This window comes from Vibrio sp. 1727 (assembly GCF_033344415.1).
Lineage (GTDB): Bacteria > Pseudomonadota > Gammaproteobacteria > Enterobacterales > Vibrionaceae > Vibrio > Vibrio alginolyticus.
In genome coordinates, this window is record NZ_JAWPOT010000016.1 from 1 (window position 1) to 18,032 (window position 18,032).

General features: G+C 44.3%; 19 protein-coding genes and 1 tRNA gene. 1 reads left to right on the top strand and 19 read right to left on the bottom strand.

The window, feature by feature from the left end; translation table 11 throughout:
* Nucleotides 1-303: 303 nt before the first annotated feature.
* From R8O10_RS15455 to R8O10_RS15465, 3 genes are all read right to left on the bottom strand, one after another.
* Nucleotides 304-391, bottom strand: a tRNA-Ser gene (locus R8O10_RS15455).
* Between the two features lie 144 nt (nucleotides 392-535).
* Nucleotides 536-985 (bottom strand): L-alanine exporter AlaE, encoded by a 450-nt coding sequence (locus tag R8O10_RS15460; protein ID WP_318191540.1) that lies wholly within the window; start codon nucleotides 983-985, stop codon nucleotides 536-538.
* 502 nt (nucleotides 986-1,487) lie between these two features.
* Complete coding sequence (locus tag R8O10_RS15465; RefSeq protein ID WP_318191541.1) at nucleotides 1,488-3,908, bottom strand: hybrid sensor histidine kinase/response regulator; 2,421 nt, start codon at nucleotides 3,906-3,908, stop codon at nucleotides 1,488-1,490.
* 93 nt (nucleotides 3,909-4,001) lie between these two features.
* Here R8O10_RS15465 and R8O10_RS15470 point away from each other — a divergent pair, with 93 nt between their 5' ends.
* The gene (locus R8O10_RS15470; protein ID WP_318191542.1) at nucleotides 4,002-4,571 is read left to right on the top strand and encodes a YecA family protein; all 570 of its coding nucleotides are present in this window, start codon (nucleotides 4,002-4,004) and stop codon (nucleotides 4,569-4,571) included.
* Nucleotides 4,572-4,644: 73 nt separating this feature from the next.
* Here R8O10_RS15470 and R8O10_RS15475 read toward each other — a convergent pair whose 3' ends face one another.
* The 16 genes from R8O10_RS15475 to cydA form a co-directional block, all read right to left on the bottom strand.
* The gene (locus R8O10_RS15475; RefSeq protein WP_005378279.1) at nucleotides 4,645-5,811 is read right to left on the bottom strand and encodes a glutathionylspermidine synthase family protein; all 1,167 of its coding nucleotides are present in this window, start codon (nucleotides 5,809-5,811) and stop codon (nucleotides 4,645-4,647) included.
* Between the two features lie 8 nt (nucleotides 5,812-5,819).
* Nucleotides 5,820-6,389 carry a DUF1190 domain-containing protein gene (locus tag R8O10_RS15480; RefSeq protein WP_025766906.1) on the bottom strand — a complete coding sequence of 190 codons (570 nt, stop codon included), beginning with the start codon at nucleotides 6,387-6,389 and terminating at the stop codon, nucleotides 5,820-5,822.
* 8 nt (nucleotides 6,390-6,397) lie between these two features.
* Nucleotides 6,398-6,814 (bottom strand): DUF350 domain-containing protein, encoded by a 417-nt coding sequence (locus tag R8O10_RS15485; RefSeq protein WP_005378281.1) that lies wholly within the window; start codon nucleotides 6,812-6,814, stop codon nucleotides 6,398-6,400.
* Entirely contained in the window at nucleotides 6,814-7,857 is a 1,044-nt protein-coding gene (locus R8O10_RS15490) for a potassium channel protein (RefSeq protein WP_017635053.1), read from the bottom strand. The genes R8O10_RS15485 and R8O10_RS15490 overlap by 1 nt, the downstream gene beginning before the upstream one ends.
* Nucleotides 7,858-7,975: 118 nt before the next feature.
* Entirely contained in the window at nucleotides 7,976-9,037 is a 1,062-nt protein-coding gene (gene nadA, locus R8O10_RS15495; protein WP_042522106.1) for a quinolinate synthase NadA, read from the bottom strand.
* A gap of 251 nt (nucleotides 9,038-9,288) precedes the next feature.
* On the bottom strand, nucleotides 9,289-10,041 hold the full coding sequence (gene ybgF, locus R8O10_RS15500; RefSeq protein WP_005387926.1) for a tol-pal system protein YbgF: 753 nt from the start codon (nucleotides 10,039-10,041) through the stop codon (nucleotides 9,289-9,291).
* Nucleotides 10,042-10,056: 15 nt separating this feature from the next.
* Nucleotides 10,057-10,581, bottom strand: a complete 525-nt coding sequence (pal, locus tag R8O10_RS15505) for a peptidoglycan-associated lipoprotein Pal (protein ID WP_005378293.1) — start codon at nucleotides 10,579-10,581, stop codon at nucleotides 10,057-10,059.
* A gap of 30 nt (nucleotides 10,582-10,611) precedes the next feature.
* Nucleotides 10,612-11,964 (bottom strand): Tol-Pal system beta propeller repeat protein TolB, encoded by a 1,353-nt coding sequence (gene tolB / locus R8O10_RS15510; protein ID WP_005387925.1) that lies wholly within the window; start codon nucleotides 11,962-11,964, stop codon nucleotides 10,612-10,614.
* Between the two features lie 15 nt (nucleotides 11,965-11,979).
* Complete coding sequence (gene tolA, locus R8O10_RS15515; protein WP_053303231.1) at nucleotides 11,980-13,044, bottom strand: cell envelope integrity protein TolA; 1,065 nt, start codon at nucleotides 13,042-13,044, stop codon at nucleotides 11,980-11,982.
* A 13-nt stretch (nucleotides 13,045-13,057) separates the two neighbouring features.
* A complete protein-coding gene (locus R8O10_RS15520) occupies nucleotides 13,058-13,501 on the bottom strand; it encodes an ExbD/TolR family protein (RefSeq protein ID WP_005378298.1) in 444 nt (147 codons plus the stop codon).
* Between the two features lie 3 nt (nucleotides 13,502-13,504).
* Complete coding sequence (gene tolQ / locus R8O10_RS15525; protein WP_005378301.1) at nucleotides 13,505-14,203, bottom strand: protein TolQ; 699 nt, start codon at nucleotides 14,201-14,203, stop codon at nucleotides 13,505-13,507.
* Nucleotides 14,193-14,612 (bottom strand): tol-pal system-associated acyl-CoA thioesterase, encoded by a 420-nt coding sequence (ybgC, locus tag R8O10_RS15530; protein ID WP_017820044.1) that lies wholly within the window; start codon nucleotides 14,610-14,612, stop codon nucleotides 14,193-14,195. The genes tolQ and ybgC overlap by 11 nt, the downstream gene beginning before the upstream one ends.
* Nucleotides 14,613-14,784: 172 nt before the next feature.
* Nucleotides 14,785-15,087 carry a cyd operon protein YbgE gene (ybgE, locus tag R8O10_RS15535; protein WP_005378304.1) on the bottom strand — a complete coding sequence of 101 codons (303 nt, stop codon included), beginning with the start codon at nucleotides 15,085-15,087 and terminating at the stop codon, nucleotides 14,785-14,787.
* Nucleotides 15,080-15,187, bottom strand: coding sequence for a cytochrome bd-I oxidase subunit CydX (cydX, locus tag R8O10_RS15540; RefSeq protein WP_000270284.1), 108 nt, complete (start codon nucleotides 15,185-15,187; stop codon nucleotides 15,080-15,082). The genes ybgE and cydX overlap by 8 nt, the downstream gene beginning before the upstream one ends.
* 12 nt (nucleotides 15,188-15,199) lie before the next feature.
* On the bottom strand, nucleotides 15,200-16,336 hold the full coding sequence (cydB, locus tag R8O10_RS15545; RefSeq protein WP_005387923.1) for a cytochrome d ubiquinol oxidase subunit II: 1,137 nt from the start codon (nucleotides 16,334-16,336) through the stop codon (nucleotides 15,200-15,202).
* A gap of 17 nt (nucleotides 16,337-16,353) precedes the next feature.
* Nucleotides 16,354-17,940, bottom strand: a complete 1,587-nt coding sequence (gene cydA / locus R8O10_RS15550) for a cytochrome ubiquinol oxidase subunit I (protein WP_005378311.1) — start codon at nucleotides 17,938-17,940, stop codon at nucleotides 16,354-16,356.
* Nucleotides 17,941-18,032 lie beyond the last annotated feature (92 nt).

The following is an 18,032-nucleotide window of genomic DNA, read 5'->3' on the forward strand; positions in this document are numbered from 1 at the left end:
CTACGATGCTTGATGGGTGTAGCCGATCAGATCGTATCTTTTTGATTTAGTTCCATCGATTTAAGCAACAAAGCCTGAGAAAGGGAGAAAAATCAGTATTCAGTGAAAGGTCAGATGTATGACGTTTTTTCCCGATTTAGTGTATATCTCCCAATCTGTGGTTGATTAAATCATACACTCTGTCATACCCCAAAATGGTGGTCGACTTAGGACTTTATTGGATGCTATAGGACTATAACTTATTGATTTTATAACATTAAAGGCATAAAAAAAGACGTCCTAGGACGTCTTTCTTCAAGAATGTGGCGGTGAGTGAGAGATTCGAACTCTCGATACGTTGCCGTATACACACTTTCCAGGCGTGCTCCTTCAGCCACTCGGACAACTCACCGAATCAAATTTTGGTTAGCATCATTGGCTAACGAGGCGCTAATTTAATGATTATGTGCCTGATGGTCAAGGCTAAACATAAAAAAAAGCGCCCTTTTCGAATCGATTGCTCACTAAGTAACTAAATTGAGCAAAACTGGGGCATTTAGATGCTTTGAGAATAACCGGGAACACGGAACCAACGGCGGCACATGTCCAAGAAGTACCCATACAACACACCCATGCCACAAGAAATAACAGCGTTACTTGCCACTGCGGTCACAATTTGATCTATAGACGCGCCAACTGCGAATAAAATACCCGCATAAACTGGAGATTGAAATAGTACGTAAGCGACCAGATCAGAGATGTTCTTCATAAAGGAAGACGGCGACACCTTACTACCTTGATGCAGCACCCAATCACGAAAAACCCCATACGGCCAAGCAATGGCGATATTCACTGGAATCGATAGCGTACGCGATGCTAGAGATTGCTCAAATGTCATCCCTGAAATCAAAATCTCGACAATCATCCCTGTGATAAAGCAAAAAACAACCATAGCAAAGGTATCCGCAGCGGCGTGACGAATACAAAATGGTCCACGAGACTTCATTTACAAAACCCTTAAAATCAAACACTGCAATTAATAAAAATAATAAAACTATTAACCACTAAAAAGACACAAAGCCAGTTAATGATGCAATTAGAGCACACAAAAGCTAGCTTATGGTTCTGTATTTAAAATTAAGTTGTAAATTTATAACCAACTTTTAAAGTAAAAGTAGTTTTTTTCACCAATAGCGAGTAAAAACGCCTAAAATCACGTAAAAATGGTACAAAAACACGGATTTCACTTACATAAAAAGGGGTTACGATAATTATTTCGACGTAAAGTTAGAACAAAACTCGGACCGAAAACAGTCACTCCTATAGCTTATGCTACCAAGCTGCGAAAATTCAGAGTATTACCGATATAATCACAGTAGAAGGTCTTGCTGTTTTACTCGTAAAAGTAAAACTGCAAGCCTGTTCATTGCGGGTTAGAAGAGTTTGTGACGACGCTGGATGACGTATGAATAGTAAGAACAGTTCACAGTTGCGCCATATTGATTAAATTATGGTGAGGCCAGCAAAATCGTTAATGTATCGATATCATCTTGGTCTGGGGATTGCTGACGCTTTAAGTTACTTCTTATCCGTTCGGCGACTGAAGAAACGTCGCCACTGAGTTCAAGGGGAGCCTCCGCAATGATCGCTGAAATAGCCTCAAGTGCTTCATTAAGATGTCCATTATCTAGAGCGACATAGAAGTTGAGTAACCACTTTTCAGCATTAAAGCTATCTGCTGCATTTCCATCAAAGTCCGATTGGTACTGATATAACTGTGTCGCATGAAGATACAGTGCATCATTTAATTCAGACTCCACTATTGGTTTCGCTATTATGTGATCTGCTCCTACATTAATCATACGCTCTTGTGTTTCTTTGAACACATCCGCTGTACAGCCAAAAATCAGTACCGACTTAGCAGGTGAACTCATTGCTCGAATGGCTGATATGGCCCCAACGCCATCTAGAACAGGCATATGATTATCCATCAGTATCAAATCAAATGGTTTGATCGCAACCTCATCGACTGCAAGCTGACCATTTTCGACACTTGTGCACTCAAAGCCCTTGGCTCGGAGGAAAGTTTCCATAATGATCGCATTTGTTCGGTTGTCTTCAACAATGAGTGCTTTCAACCCTTTACAGTTCAATTTATGTGTATTGATTGACTCTACTTTACCTGGCTTGCAAGGTGTAAGGGCAATTTCGACAGTAAAAGTCGTTCCAGCGTCCTCCTGACTCTCTACAACCACTTGCCCACCCATATGTTCCGCGATTTCTTTGACTATTGCTAAACCAAGCCCTGTACCACCAAACCGTCTAGTCGTTGATGACTCCGCTTGCTCAAAAGGACGAAAAATGCGTTTTTGTGCCTCTTTTGAAATACCAATTCCTGTATCTTTTACCTTTAGTATCAGCTTGGTGCCTGCCTTACTCGATTTCTCGGCTAGCTCTACCTCTACGATGCCACGATCGGTAAACTTAACAGCGTTATTGAGTAGATTGAACAGTACTTGACGCAAACGGGCTTTGTCATTGTTGTACCAACGACCCGTTGGTAAATGCGAGACGACTCTAAAGCGAAGACCTTTTTCTGCACATAGAGTTTGATAAACACTCTTGATACTGCCGATAATCGACTCAATTGGGAAAGGCTTATTTTCAAACTCAACATGCCCTTGTTCAATTTTTGAGTAATCTAAAATCTCATTGAGTAATGTCATCATGTGATCACCTGAATCATAAAGTGTTCTCAGGTGCTTACGCTGCTCATCGGTAAGTGGTGTTTTTAACAGTATCTGGGCAGTTCCTAGTACACCGTTCATTGGTGTGCGAATCTCGTGGGACAATGTGGCTAAGAATGCCGTTTTAGCGTTTGTCGAAGCCTGAGCTTTTATTCTCTCCTGCTCTAAATAGATCGTCTTTTCATTGAACTTCTCGATAAGCTGTCCGATTTCGTCATCGCTATCGTAGTCAATATCTATGATCCCACCAGTTTTCGAGTCATCAATCTTAGCGGCAATGCGAACAATTGGTTCAACAATATAGCGATTCAGTAAGTAGTAACCGACCAAGACACACAAGAGCAAAAATGGAATGATCCTCCCCTCAACGCTCATCACTTGTTCAAACACTTGATCGGCGACTTTAGATTTTGCGTTGACAACTTCCATGCGCCAGTCGAACTCTCCGAAATCAAGCTCGCTGACATAAATTTCGTCCGTCAGTTGAAAGTTGTGTTCAATAATCACGTTTGAGTCAGCATCGCGAACCACTACCCCCAAAGAATGCTGGTTCGTGTGCTCTCGAATAAACTGAAAAAGTGCATCTAGTGATAGGTCTACCGTTACAACTCCAGCGAATCGACCGTTTTGGTAGTACGGAGAAGACGCGGTAATCATCTGGACCTGAGTAAAGGTATCGATGTAAACCGTAGACCAACTAACAGAACCTACCGGAGCATCGGCGGCAGCGACATACCAGGGTTCATTATCATAACCGCCAGATTCGGGGTTATTGTAGGAGTGAATTTGGTCAATACCACTATCACTGTTTTTATTGAAGAATAGACTTTTATATCTCCATTGTTCTGCTTTGAGTTTGGGTTTAGGCCATACGCCACCACTAACAAGCATCTTGTCACTCAATTGAAGAATATGTGGAATTATTGTGTTGAGAGATTGAATATTTTCAGTCCCTTGGGCTAGCCCTACTAAGCTGCTCAATACACCTGTAGAACTGAGGAGGGGCTCTTTGATCTCAAGAGCCAGGAGTTGGGTACGTAACTCTAGGTTTTGCTCTAGCTTTTGTCTAACCGGTGGCTCAACAACCAAATAGGCGACAGAACCGATAGTGGCGATAAAGAAGCACAGGTAAAGTGTTAGGGCGAGAATGCTTTTTTTTCTAAGTGATGAGCGAATTTCCATAGATGTGTGAATCATTCCCTAATATCGATTTATCACTAATTGATTGGTAAGATGAGCGCAATCAACTAGCCCATTAACAAATGGTATTCTATTTTGAAACTACAAGACATCCTTTCTCTCCCAGAACTTGACGGTAAACTACTAAACCTATCAAAAACTCAAGGCTTTGTAACAGCGATGGCTGCAGCGCCAAACGTATTAATGCCTCAAGAGTGGTTGCCATTCTTATGGGGTGGAGAAGAAACAGCGCCATTTACTGACGGTGAGCAACTAGAGCAATACATTGACGAGATTGTACAAATGTGGAACCAAACTCGTCCCGCTCTCCTAGAAGGCACTTGGCAGTGGCCTGCAGGGTGCGCGCTAGATGAGCAAGACATTGTAACAAGTCAGGCTCGCGATTTCTGTGAAGGTGTATTACAAGGCTGGCAACTTGCGCGTGATGACTGGGAAACGTTGATGCCTGAGGATAGCGAAGATAATGCCCTACTCGGTGGTGTTTTACTTTCTCTTACTATGCTTTACGACCCAGAAACGACCATTGAAACATTGGCCGAACAAGGTATGGAAGGCTTAGAGCAGTTTGAGGAAATCTTCAATGCAATGCCAGTGATGTTATGTGGTCTTACCCAGCGCGGTGTTGCATTAGCTGAAGAACAATAGACGCAACGCTGTCGACCATCAAGATTGAACGGCTGAATAGACAAAAAGCTCTCCAAATGGAGAGCTTTTTTGATCATGTTAAAATTACATGTGGAATATACCGCGCCATATCTTGAGTCACTAAGCTACTGTCTTCCCTAATCGAAATACCGGCAGCTCTATCATTGACCAACCAACTGCCAATTAACGTATGGTTTTGCCCAAACTTAGGTAGTGGATGGTATTGCTGGACGATATTGAATTTAGATTCATAAGGCCCTGACGTTTTAACAAAACGTTTTCCATCGATGACGATCTCGATGTTCGCGCCCTCTCGAGAAAATAGTGGCTTGATGACATAATCTCTCATAGTGTTCGCTTTTGAATCGTTAGCAAAATAAGCGGGCAAAAGGTTCGGGTGATTAGGAAAGCGCTCCCACAATAACGGTAAAAGTGCTTTATTGGATAGTATCGACTTCCACATCGGTTCTAACCAGTTTACGTTTGCAGTCGCTAAGTACTTCGCATATTCCTCTTCAAACATAAACTCCCAAGGGTAAAGCTTAAACATCCAACGAATCGCTCTGTCGTCAGCATCCACAAACAGACCATCTTCCGTCACTCCAATATCTTCGACATGCACGAATGCCGTTGCTAACCCTGCCTCTCGCGCGCAATCCTCTAAATACTGGACAGTCCCTTTATCTTCTTCAGTGTACTTGCAGCAGCTAAAGTGAAGTGTTTGTCCTGGTTGGTATTTTGCTATTTCGGCGAAGCGCTCGATCAAAAAGTCTTGAAGAATATTGAATTGATCCGCGCTCTGGTGAACTCGACCTTTATTTACAACATCTTCTAGCCACACCCACTGCCAAAAGCCAGTTTCAAACAAGCTGGTTGGCGTATCCGCATTGTTTTCCAGTAATTTTGCTGGCGAGGTCCCGTTGTACGCGAAATCCAGCCGCGAATAAAGCGAAGGTTCGCTTCGTCTCCACGAAGAAGCGACCTGCTCCCACATAGATTCAGGGATCGCACATTGCGTCAGCAACCGCTCACTCCGAACGACTTCATCCACAATAGCCAGGCACATCTGATGCAGCTCTTCAGTGGGCGCTTCTATATCGCGCTCAATTTGCTCCAGCGTGAATTGATAGTAAGCACTCTCATCCCAATACGGTTGGTCATACATGGTATGGAAACCAAAACCAAACTGGCGTGCTAATTCACGCCAGTTTTCGCGCTCTTGTATTTCTCGTCGAAACATAGTGCTTTTTAACCGCCTCGACTGACCGACACCGCTTTACCAAACCCGCCTCGAGACATCGCCCTGCCAATGGTGCCGCCGCCACGTTTATTAAGGCTATTCGTCGCAACTTTGGTCGGCTGATTTCGGTAGGAGCCAAAGAATTGTCCTGCTCCATTATAGAATTTGGATTTATAACGGTACATCGGCTCTGAGTAATAGCTCTTGTTATAACCTTTCAACCCGCTTAATGAGCGACTGTAAAAAAAACCGCCAAAGTTAGGTACATAAGCTCGGGAACTGGAACTGTAGTAACAATCATCCTCGTAGAAATCATTCTCGCATTCGAACTCGCTGCGGTAGCGAGGGGCATTTTGTTCGGCACGAGCTAAAGCTTCTTGGTATGCAATGTCACACTGTTCACTAAACTCAGGCGAGTTAGATTTACACTCATCAGCATCAGAAAAAATGTACCCTTCTGTTTTTGACTCGTACGTAGCAAAGAAGAAAATACCACCAAAGGCAGCAAAGGGAAGAATTTTCCCAAGCTTTAAGCTTTTGTCCATGGAAGAACGTTTAACGTTAGAACTCCGCTTCATCGTTCCTCCTAGTAGGTCATGCACGCGGCATTCAATACGCCAACCGAAACAGAAACTGCTGCTAATACAATACCGGCTGGCAGTTCATCTTTTTCGATACGCTCTGCCACTTTCGGAAGTAAAATAAAGCGTACAATTGCAAATGCAATAATTTGAGCAAGCATTGCAACAACGCCCCATACCATAAAATCGACGATATTGACTGAGTTTTTTGCCGCCCCCGAAATCGCGAGACAGTAACCAAGGAAGGCCCCACTTAGCGCAATCGCTGCTGCTGTATTTTGTTTTTCTTTGATCAGATGCCACTCATCGTATGGCGTCAACTTGACGTAGATGAACTTAAACGCCAATACAAAAATAATAGAAACAGAGAAATAGAGTAAAAAGTTTGGGAAGCCTGCTAACAGGCCAGCAATCATGTGCATTATTGTTCCTTGTTCATTTCTTTCCAGGCAAAATCTTCAATACGTTCATCTGCAATGTAAAACAGCTTGGTACTCGCGGGTACTTCAGCATCTAAATCTGGGTTGAGTTGAATACCATCGCCAATATCAAAAGCAATCAGCGTGGCATGATGGCGTCTTTTGAGAAAAACGAAGAGATTCTCAATAGTGGTGGCAGACTGCCCCTCAGGATAAATAACTGAGTATTGCGTCATACCTCGTGTTGAAGCCAAAAGCTCCTGATGAAGCGCACTTGAGCCCGGGTCAACCGCCGCTTTTGCCAACATTTCTGCGCCAACAGCAGGTATGCATTCCGCTTTCGGGCAATGCTGACTTAGAAGTCGGCCTAGCGCTTCATCTTTAAAGTAAGCGACCAAATGAGCGGAAGGGTTTACAGATGCGCAGTATAGAGCGGCTGACAAGGTAATGTCGTCCGAGAGATTATCCACAATAATGCAAGCGGCTTCGGCAATATTGGCGTTTTTCATTTCTTGCGAATCGGTATAACTGGTCACTTTGATAAAACTGATTTCGCCAGGTAACGGGTTCTCTATTTCTGAACGGCTGCATAAAACAATCGGACGCTTTCCCTCTTCTTCATGTTGTAACATGCGAATAAGGTGCATCGTTCTCGATCCATTCCAGCCCAACAATACAATATGGTTCTCCACTCTTACTCTCCGTTTTCCTAAAATACCCGCTCGCCAATAGTCCATCGCTGCTCCAGCGACACGCCCCAATAATGCGGCGAATAAGCTCAAACCGCCGGGGATTACAAATAGTACGACAACCCATTTACCCAAATCTGTTACTGGAGAATGGTCGCCATAACCCACCGTACTCGCCGTAACCATGAGGTAATAGATAAAGTTAGCGAAACTGTCTGTTAATGCTGTTTCACCAGCGAGAACCAGCAGCCACCATGAAAGGCTCACATATAAGCCACTAAAGATGAGAAGGCTTCGGTTGCTCAATTTAAAAAGGTGGGAACTAAGCCACTTTTTAACTACTAACCACACCGCCATAAATTTATGACCTCGATATTCATTGATTGCATCAATAGTAACTCATTGATAGTAAGACACAAAAAAACCAGCCATATTCGGCTGGTTTTTGAGATTTATTTTCAGTTACGCCTACTTTTTAAGCATTACCTTTCACTTGCATATTTAGCTGCTCAGCAAAATCTAGCATGCGGTTAAGCGGGATAAGGGATTTAACACGCAGTTCTTCGTTAACAAAAATCTCGTGCTCTTCACCACCTTCACTAAGCGCTTTCTCAATTGCTTTCAAACCGTTCATTGCCATCCAAGGACAGTGTGCACAGCTGCGACATGTTGCGCCTGCACCTGCGGTTGGCGCTTCGATAAGTTCTTTCTCTGGCACAAGTTGCTGCATTTTAAAGAAAATGCCTTTGTCTGTCGCAACGATCATTTGTTTGTGAGGAAGCTCTTTCGCTGCTTTGATCAGCTGACTCGTTGATCCAACGGCATCGGCAAGTTCTACGACGCTTGCTGGTGACTCAGGGTGAACCAAAATAGCCGCATCTGGATACACGCTCTTCATTTTTCGTAGCGCATCAGCAGAGAACTCATCATGAACCACACACTCACCCTGCCAAAGCAGCATATCTGCGCCAGTTTTGTTAGCGATGTACGATCCTAGGTGACGGTCTGGTCCCCAAATAATTGGCTTATCTTCAGCGTCTAAGTGTTCCACGATTTCAAGCGCAATGCTCGATGTAACGACCCAGTCGGCACGGGCTTTAACCGCTGCTGAAGTATTTGCGTAAACTACAACCGTATGATCAGGGTGAGCATCACAAAACTCGCTGAACTTATCCGCAGGACAGCCAAGGTCAAGCGAACATTCCGCTTCCAACGTTGGCATTAGAATGCGCTTTTCTGGTGTCAGAATTTTGGCCGACTCGCCCATAAAGCGAACACCACCAATAATCAATGTACTTGCAGGGTGACGATTACCAAACTTCGCCATTTCCAACGAGTCACCAACAAACCCGCCAGTGTCTTCAGCTAGGGCTTGAATCTCAGGGTCGGTATAGTAGTGCGCGATAAGTACCGCATCTTTTTCTTTGAGTAACTTTTTAATACGCTCAATGTAAGATGCTTTTTCTTCTTCGCTTAATGGAACTGGTTTCGGTGGGAATGGGTAAACAGTGTCGATTTTATCTAATATATGGCTCATTGCTCTTGCTCTACGCAACTTCCTTTAATCCGAGTATTGTAACCTCGTTAATTTTCAAAAACCAACTTGTCGCGGGGATTTCTAGCGGTCTAGCCGTATATCTTTGTTACAGGTAGCATTTCCGAGTAGCGAAATTCGGTGCAACATAAGGTCAGAGGCTCTGCATCATTGCTATCGACTTAGCCGTTCTGCACCAACAGAAAATGGAAAAGAAAAAGGAAGCCGAAGCTTCCTTTTCAAAACATAACGTCTTACAGCTTAGAGCTGGCAAGTTTTGCAGATGCACTACCTGGGTATTCATCAACCACTTGTTGGTAGTACTTTTTCGCTTGAGCTGCATTGTTATTACGCTCAGCGATTTCGCCTAACTTAAGCAACGCATCGGCTCGCTTATTGGAGTCTTTATAAGACACAACAGCGGCAAAACTTTTCACTGCATCCTCATCCTGCTTTTTAGCGAAGTACAACTGACCTAGCCAGTAGTGAGAATTCGCTGAATATGTAGAATCAGGATAATCTTTCTGGAACTGCTGGAACGCTGCAATTGCGCCAGTGTAGTCACGTTTCTTGAGGATGAGGTCGACTGCATTTTGGTATGCCGTTTGCTCATCAACATTTGGTGTGTACTGACCACCTGTTTTAGCCGGTTTCGCTTCTTGCGCAGGCGCGGATTTTATCTCTCCACGAACACGATCCAGCTCGACAAACAACTCTCGTTGACGTTGCAACATTTGCTTCATTTCGTAGCTATTTCGCTCTAATTGACCACGTAATTCACTGATCTCTTGTGACATTTGGTCAATTTGCTGTTGCATTTGGAGCTGAACGCGATTGCGGTTTTGTAGCAAGCGCTCTAGACGCTCTACTTCCGTTTCAGATGAACGGCTCTTAGAGACGGATGATGTGCTGTTGAGATCGGATACTGGAGCTGGTGCAGCGAACGCAAAGTTCGCTGCACTTGCCAGTAACGTAAGCGCAACAGCGCGCTTAGTGTTACTGAACATGAGGATTACCTCGAATTAGTATACTAGAACCGCGCGACGGTTTTTAGCGTAAACTTCATCTGATTGACCTAGAAGAAGTGGCTTCTCTTCACCGTAGCTAACGATTGAGATTTGGTCAGCTTGAACACCTAGTGCTTGTAGGTAGTTCGCTACTGCTTGTGCACGACGCTCACCTAGAGCGATGTTGTACTCAGGAGTACCACGCTCATCAGCGTGACCTTCGATAGTTACGTTAAGTGCTGGGTTCTTGCTTAGGTAAGAAGCGTGAGCCGCTAGCATCTCTTCGTAATCTGCTGCAATTGTTGAGTTGTCAAAAGCAAAGTAGATTGTTTGAGTTTCACGTAGCGCTTGCTCTTTTAGCTCTTGCTCTGTCAACTGACCGCTTTGATCAATTGGCGTAGCTACTGTTGTTTCCACTGCGCCATTGTTGTTTGTTGCTGCACCAGTGTTAGAAGCAGCGTCGTCGCTTGAACTACACGCTGTAACAGCCATTACAGGAAGCGCGATTAGTAGCCCTTTTAGAACCTTGTTCAGTTGCATCTTATTTTCCTTTATTAATCAAACTTATTACTACAAAAACGGTGACCATGCAGGCGCTCGAACACGCCCATTTGTTGCCGGTAATCTAGCTTTGAATCGACCATCAATTGACACCATCGATAGTACGTTTTTCTTGTTGTAAATCGAGCTATACACAACCATGCCACCGTTTGGGGCAATACTAGGAGACTCATCAAGCAAGGTCTTAGTTAAGACTTGAAGAGCACCAGTTTCCAAATCTTGTTTCGCCAAATTAAATCCTGCGTTGCTGCGGTTCACCATAACTAGGAATCGCCCATCAGGAGTAATCTGACCACCCAAATTTTGGCTGCCTTGCCAAGTCAAACGGTCAATAGAACCGCTGCCCAAATTTACTTGATAAATCTGTGGTTTACCACCCCTATCCGATGTGAAAATCAACGATTTTCCATCCGGATGCCAGAACGGTTCCGTATTATTTGATCTGCCACGCGTAATTTGCGTCAGCTTACGAGTGTTAAGGTCAAACGTATAAACATGAAGCGAGCCTGTTTTAGAAAGAACAATCGCTAACTTATTGCCATCTGGCGAAAATCTTGGCGCACCATTGTGACGTGGGTATGAAGTAATTTTCTCACGTTCACCGGTGTAGATGTTCATGATGAAGATTTCTGCTTGGCCATTTTGGAAGCTAACATATGCAAGCTTTTTACCATCGGGGGACCACGCTGGTGACATTAATGGTTGTTTAGAGCGTAAAACCAGACGCTCATTGTAGCCATCGTAATCAGCGACTCGAAGTTGGTAAGGGAAACGGTCTTTATCGTTCACTACCACATATGCGATACGAGTCATGAAAGCGCCACGGTCGCCAGTTAACTGCTCATACACCAAATCAGAGATACGGTGAGCGTACTCACGCATACGAGGCCCTTGAACAGTGGCTACTTTATTGAACAGCACATGATCTTTTGACAGGACTAATTCACCGTCACTACCAAGCGCCTTACTCTTCCCACCTGTTAACTGACCACGCACAATATCAACAAGTTGATAGTTGATAACGTAGTCACCTTGGTCGTTTTGCTTGATTGAACCAGTCAATAGCGCATCCACACCTAAATTGGTCCAAGCATCAAAATTAACTTCTGATTCACTGAACGGTGTTTGTGGCATTTTGCTCGTTGGAACTGGGCTGAATTTACCACTACGTTGTAAATCCGAGGCGATAACAGCAGAAACATCCGTTGGAAGCGCTTGTGTGCCCTCCCACTTAAACGGAACAACAGCAATTGGTCGTGCTGAATCAATACCATCGGTAATGACCAACTCTAATGCGGCATTCGCCACATTTGTCATACTGCTAAACAGTACAAACATTCCTAGTAAAAGGCGTCTAATCACGTCTTATTCCTTATTCTAGTATTCAACGGTTAAGTTGATATCTCTAACTTTATCAATAACATCTCTATCTTTAGGCATCGGAAAGTTGCCAACTTGGGCTACTGCACTTTTGGCTGCACTACAAAGACGAGAGTCACCGTTTAACACAGTAACATTACTCACAATACCATCAGTCCCAGTTGGAACTAGCTTCACATTAAGCCTACACGACTTTCCCACAAGATAATCGTCCTTAATGATACGACTCTCTATCAATTGTTTGTAAATTGCACCATAGCGGTCAACTTCAGATTGCACATGTTGATTTTTCGCTTGCTGATTCTGTTCTGACTCACTCTCGAGACCCGCAAAAATATCATCTAACGCGGCTTCTTGAGCTTTACGCTCACGCTCGGCACGCTCAGCTGCTTCTCTCGCTTTACGCTCTCGCTCCGCTGCCTCTTTTGCCGCTTTCTCTTTTGCAATGCGCTCTTGTTCAGCTTTTTCAGCAGCTTCACGCTCACGACGTGCTTTTTCTTCCGCTTCTTTTGCTGCTTTTTCACGAGCTAAACGTTCTTGCTCAGCTTTTGCTATAGCCGCTTCTTTTGCTAAACGCTCCTGCTCAGCTTTACGCACGGCTTCTTCTTTTGCCTTGCGCTCTTTTTCTAGCTTAGCAGCTCGCTCTTTTTCTTTGCGAACACGTTCTTCTTCCTGCTTGCGCTCTTGCTCTTTTTTCTTACGTGCAGCTTCTGCTTCTCGTGCCGCTTGAGCATCTTTCGCTTGCTGCTCTTTCAACTTGCGAATTTGCTCTTCTTCAGCTTTGCGGTTTTTTTCTAGCTGCTCTGCTTCGCGTCTCAGTTTATCAAGACGCTCTTGTTCTTTTTTCGCTGCCTTTTCGCGTTGCTGGCGAATTTCTTTCGCTTGTTGCTGCACAAGTTTTGGATCGATGACAACAGCTTGAACCATTTGCCCTGTAGGCTCTGGTTTAGACATGTTGAAGTCCGTCCCCCAAAGCAGGGCTGCAACTAGAATTGCATGCAAACCAACCGATATTGCTATCGGTTTGGCGTATTGGTTGGGTTTCTTCTTGTGATCTTTCATAGATAATTGATGTCTATTCCCTGATATCGGTCATTAGACCTACCTTAGGGATACCAGCTCGACTTAGTTCATCTAGCAATAGAACAACATCGGCATATGGTGTTGCCGCGTCGCCACCTACCGCAACTGGTGAATCCGGCTTAACCTCTCGCTCCGCTTTCACTCGCACAATAACATCTTGCAACGACAAACCTCGCTGAACTTCTTCATCATTTACGCTTAGGCCTAAATTACCCTCGCTATCAATTTCGATGATAATAAAGCTACTGTCAGTCTCGCCAGCAAGGTCTTGCATAGATTCTGCGGTCGATGTTTTCGGAAGATCAACGTCGACGCCTTGAGTCACAAATGGAGCGGTCGCCATAAAAATGATCAACAGTACGAGCATTACGTCGATATACGGAACAACGTTGATCTCCGCTGTCATTTTTCGCTTTTTAGGTTGATAACCCGCCATGCTTTATTCCTTATCCGCGCTGTCTCGGCCAGCCATCGCTTGACGATGAAGGATGCTGTGGAATTCTTCAGAAAATGTTGCGTAAGTGTGCTCTAGTTTACTCACTTTATTGCTTAGACGGTTGTACGCCATTACTGCCGGAATAGCCGCAAATAGCCCCATCGCTGTCGCGATAAGTGCCTCGGCGATACCCGGTGCAACCATAGACAACGTAGCTTGCTTTACTTCACCCAGCGCAATAAAGGCGTGCATGATGCCCCAAACGGTACCAAATAGGCCGATATAAGGGCTTATAGAACCGACTGTTGCCAAAAACGGTAAGCTTGTTTCTAGCTCATCTACTTCACGAGAAACAGCAACGCGCATTGCGCGGCCAGTGCCTTCCATGATGTAAGCTGGTGAATTTGCGTTGCTCTTACGTAGGCGAGCAAACTCTGTAAAACCTGCGTAGAAGATTTCTTCTGTGCCTTCAATTTCGTCTTTACGCGCTTTTACTTTTTGGTAAAGCTGAGAAAGATCAGTACCCGACCAAAATTTGTCTTCAAACTGCTCTGCATTTTTTGATGCTTGAGAAAGCACTTTGCTGCGCTTGATGATCATTGCCCATGACACAATTGACATGCCAAGCAACGTCAGCATCACAAGCTTTACCAACAGACTGGCCTGAAGAAAGAGATCTAAAATGGAAATATCAGCAGTCACTATTTGTTAGCTCCGAATTTATAAAGGTTGGAATAGCTATTGGTTTCATTTTCTTATTATCGATACATGCTACCTTAACCGAGGCCTTGCACAATATCTTGCCTTGATCATTGACCAACTCTTGACAGAATTGCAGAGAAGCACGTTTTATTTCTGACACTCGGGTTACGACTGTCAGATGCTCGTCCAGCCTAGCCCCTTGGTTGAAATCGATATCCATGTGTCGGACAACAAAGCCGATATTTTGTTCCAGTAACACATGTTGAGAAATGCCTTTAGCACGTAACATCTCTGTCCGTGCGCGCTCAAAGAATTTTAGATAATTAGAATGATATACAACACCGCCCGCATCAGTGTCTTCATAGTACACGGTGATCGGCCAGTGAAAGAGATTTGATGTGCCTTGCAAGGGAGTACCAATATATTCAATTCTTTAAAGTAATTACTATAACTGAAGCGACAGCAATTGGTACCGAGCTAAGGAAATATTTTTGAAATTTGTAGAAAAAATAAAAGCTAGGCGAGATACCTAGCTTTTATTCGATGATTTAGTAACCGACTTTATTACAGCATATTTCAGCCTAAATGAAATAAAGTGCCGTTAGATAAATTAAGATAGCTAACGAGAAATAAGGACTAAACAAAACTTGCCAGTACCAGTTTCTTGGCTTGAAGCCCACCCCATACACCATGCTTGAACATACAGACCAAATCAGTGCTGGTGCGATGATTGAGTTAAAACCACCAATTGCTTGATGGTAAGCTTCAGGGTCCCACATCACCAATCCTACGTGCATAAAGCCAAGGATGAGAGATAAGACTCGTAGCAGAGTCTTATCCATTGGTGCGTGAAGTTTCGCTACCTTATCAGCGAGGTTACTCACTGTCTTTATCCATCATTTCTGAGTGCTCTAGCCAAAGAGCGTTGATGATACCGAATGCACAAGCAAGTAGTACACCTAGAATCCATGCGAAATACCACATAGTAAATGCTCCTTAGTAAAGTGAGTTTTTGTTGTCTTCAATGTACTGGTCATCAAGGCGACCAAACATCTTGTAGTAAGTCCAAGATGTGTAGCCAAGGATGATTGGCACCATAACAAACGCAACGCCTGTCATTAGGTTCAGAGTCAGCTCAGATGACGTTGCATCCCACATTGTTAAGCTGTGGCTTGGCATTAAGTCTGAAGGCATGATGAATGGGAACATCGCAAAACCTGCAGTAAAGATAACACCAGCAACACCCAAGCTTGAAGTAATGAACGAAATCGCACATTTTTCAAGACGAGATGCCAATACAGCGAGAAGCGGCATTGCAACACCTAGTACAGGAGCAGCCCATAGTAATGGGTAGTTTTCAAAATTCTTCATCCACGCACCAGCTTCACGGATAACCTCTTTGTTTAGAGGGTTAGAAGCTGCGTTAGTGTCGATACCGCCAACAATGACGTAGCCATCGATATTTTGGATCCAGAAACCAGCCGCTACAAACGCAGCAACCGTCAGTAAACCAGCCAACTGAGCAACGTTGCGCGCACGCACATGCACTTCGCCTGTTGTTTTCATTTGTAGCCAAGTAGAACCTTGCATCAAAATCATGAACAAGCTTACTAGACCACACAACAGTGCAAATGGGTTTAGTAGACCAAAGAATGAGCCATGGTATGTTGGCATCAAGAACTCACTCAATTGGAATGGTACACCTTGTAGAAGGTTGCCAAACGCTACACCAAAGATGATTGGCGGAACAAAACCACTGATTGAGATACAGATATCCCAGCTATTGCGCCATTTTGGATCTTCGATTTTAGAGCGGTAGTCTAGGCCAAGAGGACGAAGCCATAGCGCTGCTAGTGTCAAAATCATCGCTAAGTAGAAGCCTGAAAATGACGTTGCGTAAACCAAAGGCCAAGCTGCGAACAGTGCACCACCAGCAGTGATAAGCCAAACTTGGTTACCATCCCAGTGAGGAGCAATTGAGTTAATCATGACACGGCGTTGCGTGTCGTTTTTACCGATGATAGGTACAAGCGCGCCTACACCCATATCGAAGCCGTCTGTTACTGCAAAACCAACTAGTAGAACACCGATTAGTACCCACCAGATGAGTCGCAAGATTTCGTAATCAAACATCTTGTTATCTCCTTACCTTACGCTTCTACTTGGCGACTAACTTTGTCTTCAACAGAGTCAGCATTTTGCTCGAAGTGGTAGCGACCCGTTTTCAGGCTACTTGGGCCTTTACGAGCGAATTTCAACATTAGGTAAACTTCTGCAATCAGGAATACCGTGTATAGCGCCAGAATTGCGAAGAGTGAAGTCCAGATTTCACCTGCAGTTAGCGCAGAAGCTGCAACATGCACTGGTAGAATTTCACCTACAGCCCAAGGCTGACGGCCGTACTCAGCGACGAACCAACCCGCTTCAATTGCAATCCAAGGTAGTGGAATGCTAAATAGTGCAGCTTTTAGAATCCATTGTTTCTGTTCAATCTTCTGACGACACGTTTGGATAAACGCCGCACCAAAGACAAACAACATGATGAAGCCACAAGCAACCATGATACGGAATGACCAGAATAGCGGCCATACTGTTGGGATTGAGTCGTCCGCAGCAGCTTGGATTTGCTCTTCTGTTGCATCAACAACATTGTCTGTGTAGCGTTTTAGAAGTAGACCGTAACCTAGGTCACCTTTCACTTCATCAAACGCAGTCATGTTTTCTTCTGACTTGTCGCCCGCACGAAGCTTCTCTAGAAGTTCATAAGCGTACATGCCGTCACGAATACGATCGACGTGTTCATCACGTAAATCACGAAGACCTGTTACTTGCTCATCAAAAGAGCGTGTCGCGATAATACCCATTACGTAAGGGATCTTAATTGCGTAATCGGTATGCATCGTTTCCTGGTTAGGAACACCAAATAACGTAAATGCGGCAGGTGCAGGTTCAGTGTGCCACTCTGCTTCAATTGCAGCGAGTTTCACTTTTTGAACTTCACCAAGCTCGTAGCCAGATTCGTCACCAAGAACGATGGTAGATAAGATAGCTGCAATACCGAAAGAAGCAGCAATAGCAAACGAACGACGAGCAAACGCAATGTCACGACCTTTTAATAGGTAGTATGAACTGATGCCTAGAATAAACATTGCGCCACAAGTGTAACCAGAAGCAACCGTATGCACGAACTTAACCTGAGCAACTGGGTTTAGTACAACCTCAGAGAAGCTCACCATTTCCATTCGCATGGTTTCGAAGTTGAAATCTGCGCCTACTGGGTTTTGCATCCAGCCGTTTGCGATAAGAATCCAAAGAGCAGAGAAGTTAGAGCCTAGTGCCACAAGCCAGGTAACCGCTAAGTGTTGGCGTTTAGATAGACGATCCCACCCGAAGAAGAATAGACCAACAAAAGTTGACTCCAAGAAGAATGCGACAAGTGCTTCGATCGCTAGCGGTGCACCGAAGATATCACCTACATAGTGGGAGTAGTAAGACCAGTTCGTACCAAACTGGAACTCCATGGTAAGGCCTGTCGCCACACCAAGTGCAAAGTTAATACCGAATAGCTTACCCCAGAACTTGGTCATGTCCTTATAGATTTGCTTGTTCGTCATTACGTACATCGATTCCATAATGGCCAGAAGGAAGGCCATACCAAGGGTCAATGGTACGAATAGGAAGTGATACATCGCTGTCAGTGCAAACTGCAACCGCGATAGATCAACTACGTCAATCATGGTAACTCCTATGTGTCGGCTGAATGACACTCTCTACATATTGCAATCCATATTCAGGTGTTATTTACACTTGAAAAATGTTGAATTATCAC

Excerpts from the sequence above, each read along its gene's own strand:
- R8O10_RS15465 (WP_318191541.1), bottom strand. The coding sequence starts at position 3,908 with ATGGAAATTCGCTCATCACTTAGAAAAAAAAGCATTCTCGCCCTAACA.
- R8O10_RS15490 (WP_017635053.1), bottom strand. The coding sequence starts at position 7,857 with ATGGCGGTGTGGTTAGTAGTTAAAAAGTGGCTTAGTTCCCACCTTTTT.
- pal (WP_005378293.1), bottom strand. The coding sequence starts at position 10,581 with ATGCAACTGAACAAGGTTCTAAAAGGGCTACTAATCGCGCTTCCTGTA.
- cydX (WP_000270284.1), bottom strand. The coding sequence starts at position 15,187 with ATGTGGTATTTCGCATGGATTCTAGGTGTACTACTTGCTTGTGCATTC.
- R8O10_RS15460 (WP_318191540.1), bottom strand. The coding sequence starts at position 985 with ATGAAGTCTCGTGGACCATTTTGTATTCGTCACGCCGCTGCGGATACC.
- cydA (WP_005378311.1), bottom strand. The coding sequence starts at position 17,940 with ATGATTGACGTAGTTGATCTATCGCGGTTGCAGTTTGCACTGACAGCG.
- cydB (WP_005387923.1), bottom strand. The coding sequence starts at position 16,336 with ATGTTTGATTACGAAATCTTGCGACTCATCTGGTGGGTACTAATCGGT.
- R8O10_RS15480 (WP_025766906.1), bottom strand. The coding sequence starts at position 6,389 with ATGAAGCGGAGTTCTAACGTTAAACGTTCTTCCATGGACAAAAGCTTA.
- tolA (WP_053303231.1), bottom strand. The coding sequence starts at position 13,044 with ATGAAAGATCACAAGAAGAAACCCAACCAATACGCCAAACCGATAGCA.
- nadA (WP_042522106.1), bottom strand. The coding sequence starts at position 9,037 with ATGAGCCATATATTAGATAAAATCGACACTGTTTACCCATTCCCACCG.
- R8O10_RS15520 (WP_005378298.1), bottom strand. The coding sequence starts at position 13,501 with ATGGCGGGTTATCAACCTAAAAAGCGAAAAATGACAGCGGAGATCAAC.
- R8O10_RS15475 (WP_005378279.1), bottom strand. The coding sequence starts at position 5,811 with ATGTTTCGACGAGAAATACAAGAGCGCGAAAACTGGCGTGAATTAGCA.
- ybgF (WP_005387926.1), bottom strand. The coding sequence starts at position 10,041 with ATGTTCAGTAACACTAAGCGCGCTGTTGCGCTTACGTTACTGGCAAGT.
- R8O10_RS15485 (WP_005378281.1), bottom strand. The coding sequence starts at position 6,814 with ATGCACATGATTGCTGGCCTGTTAGCAGGCTTCCCAAACTTTTTACTC.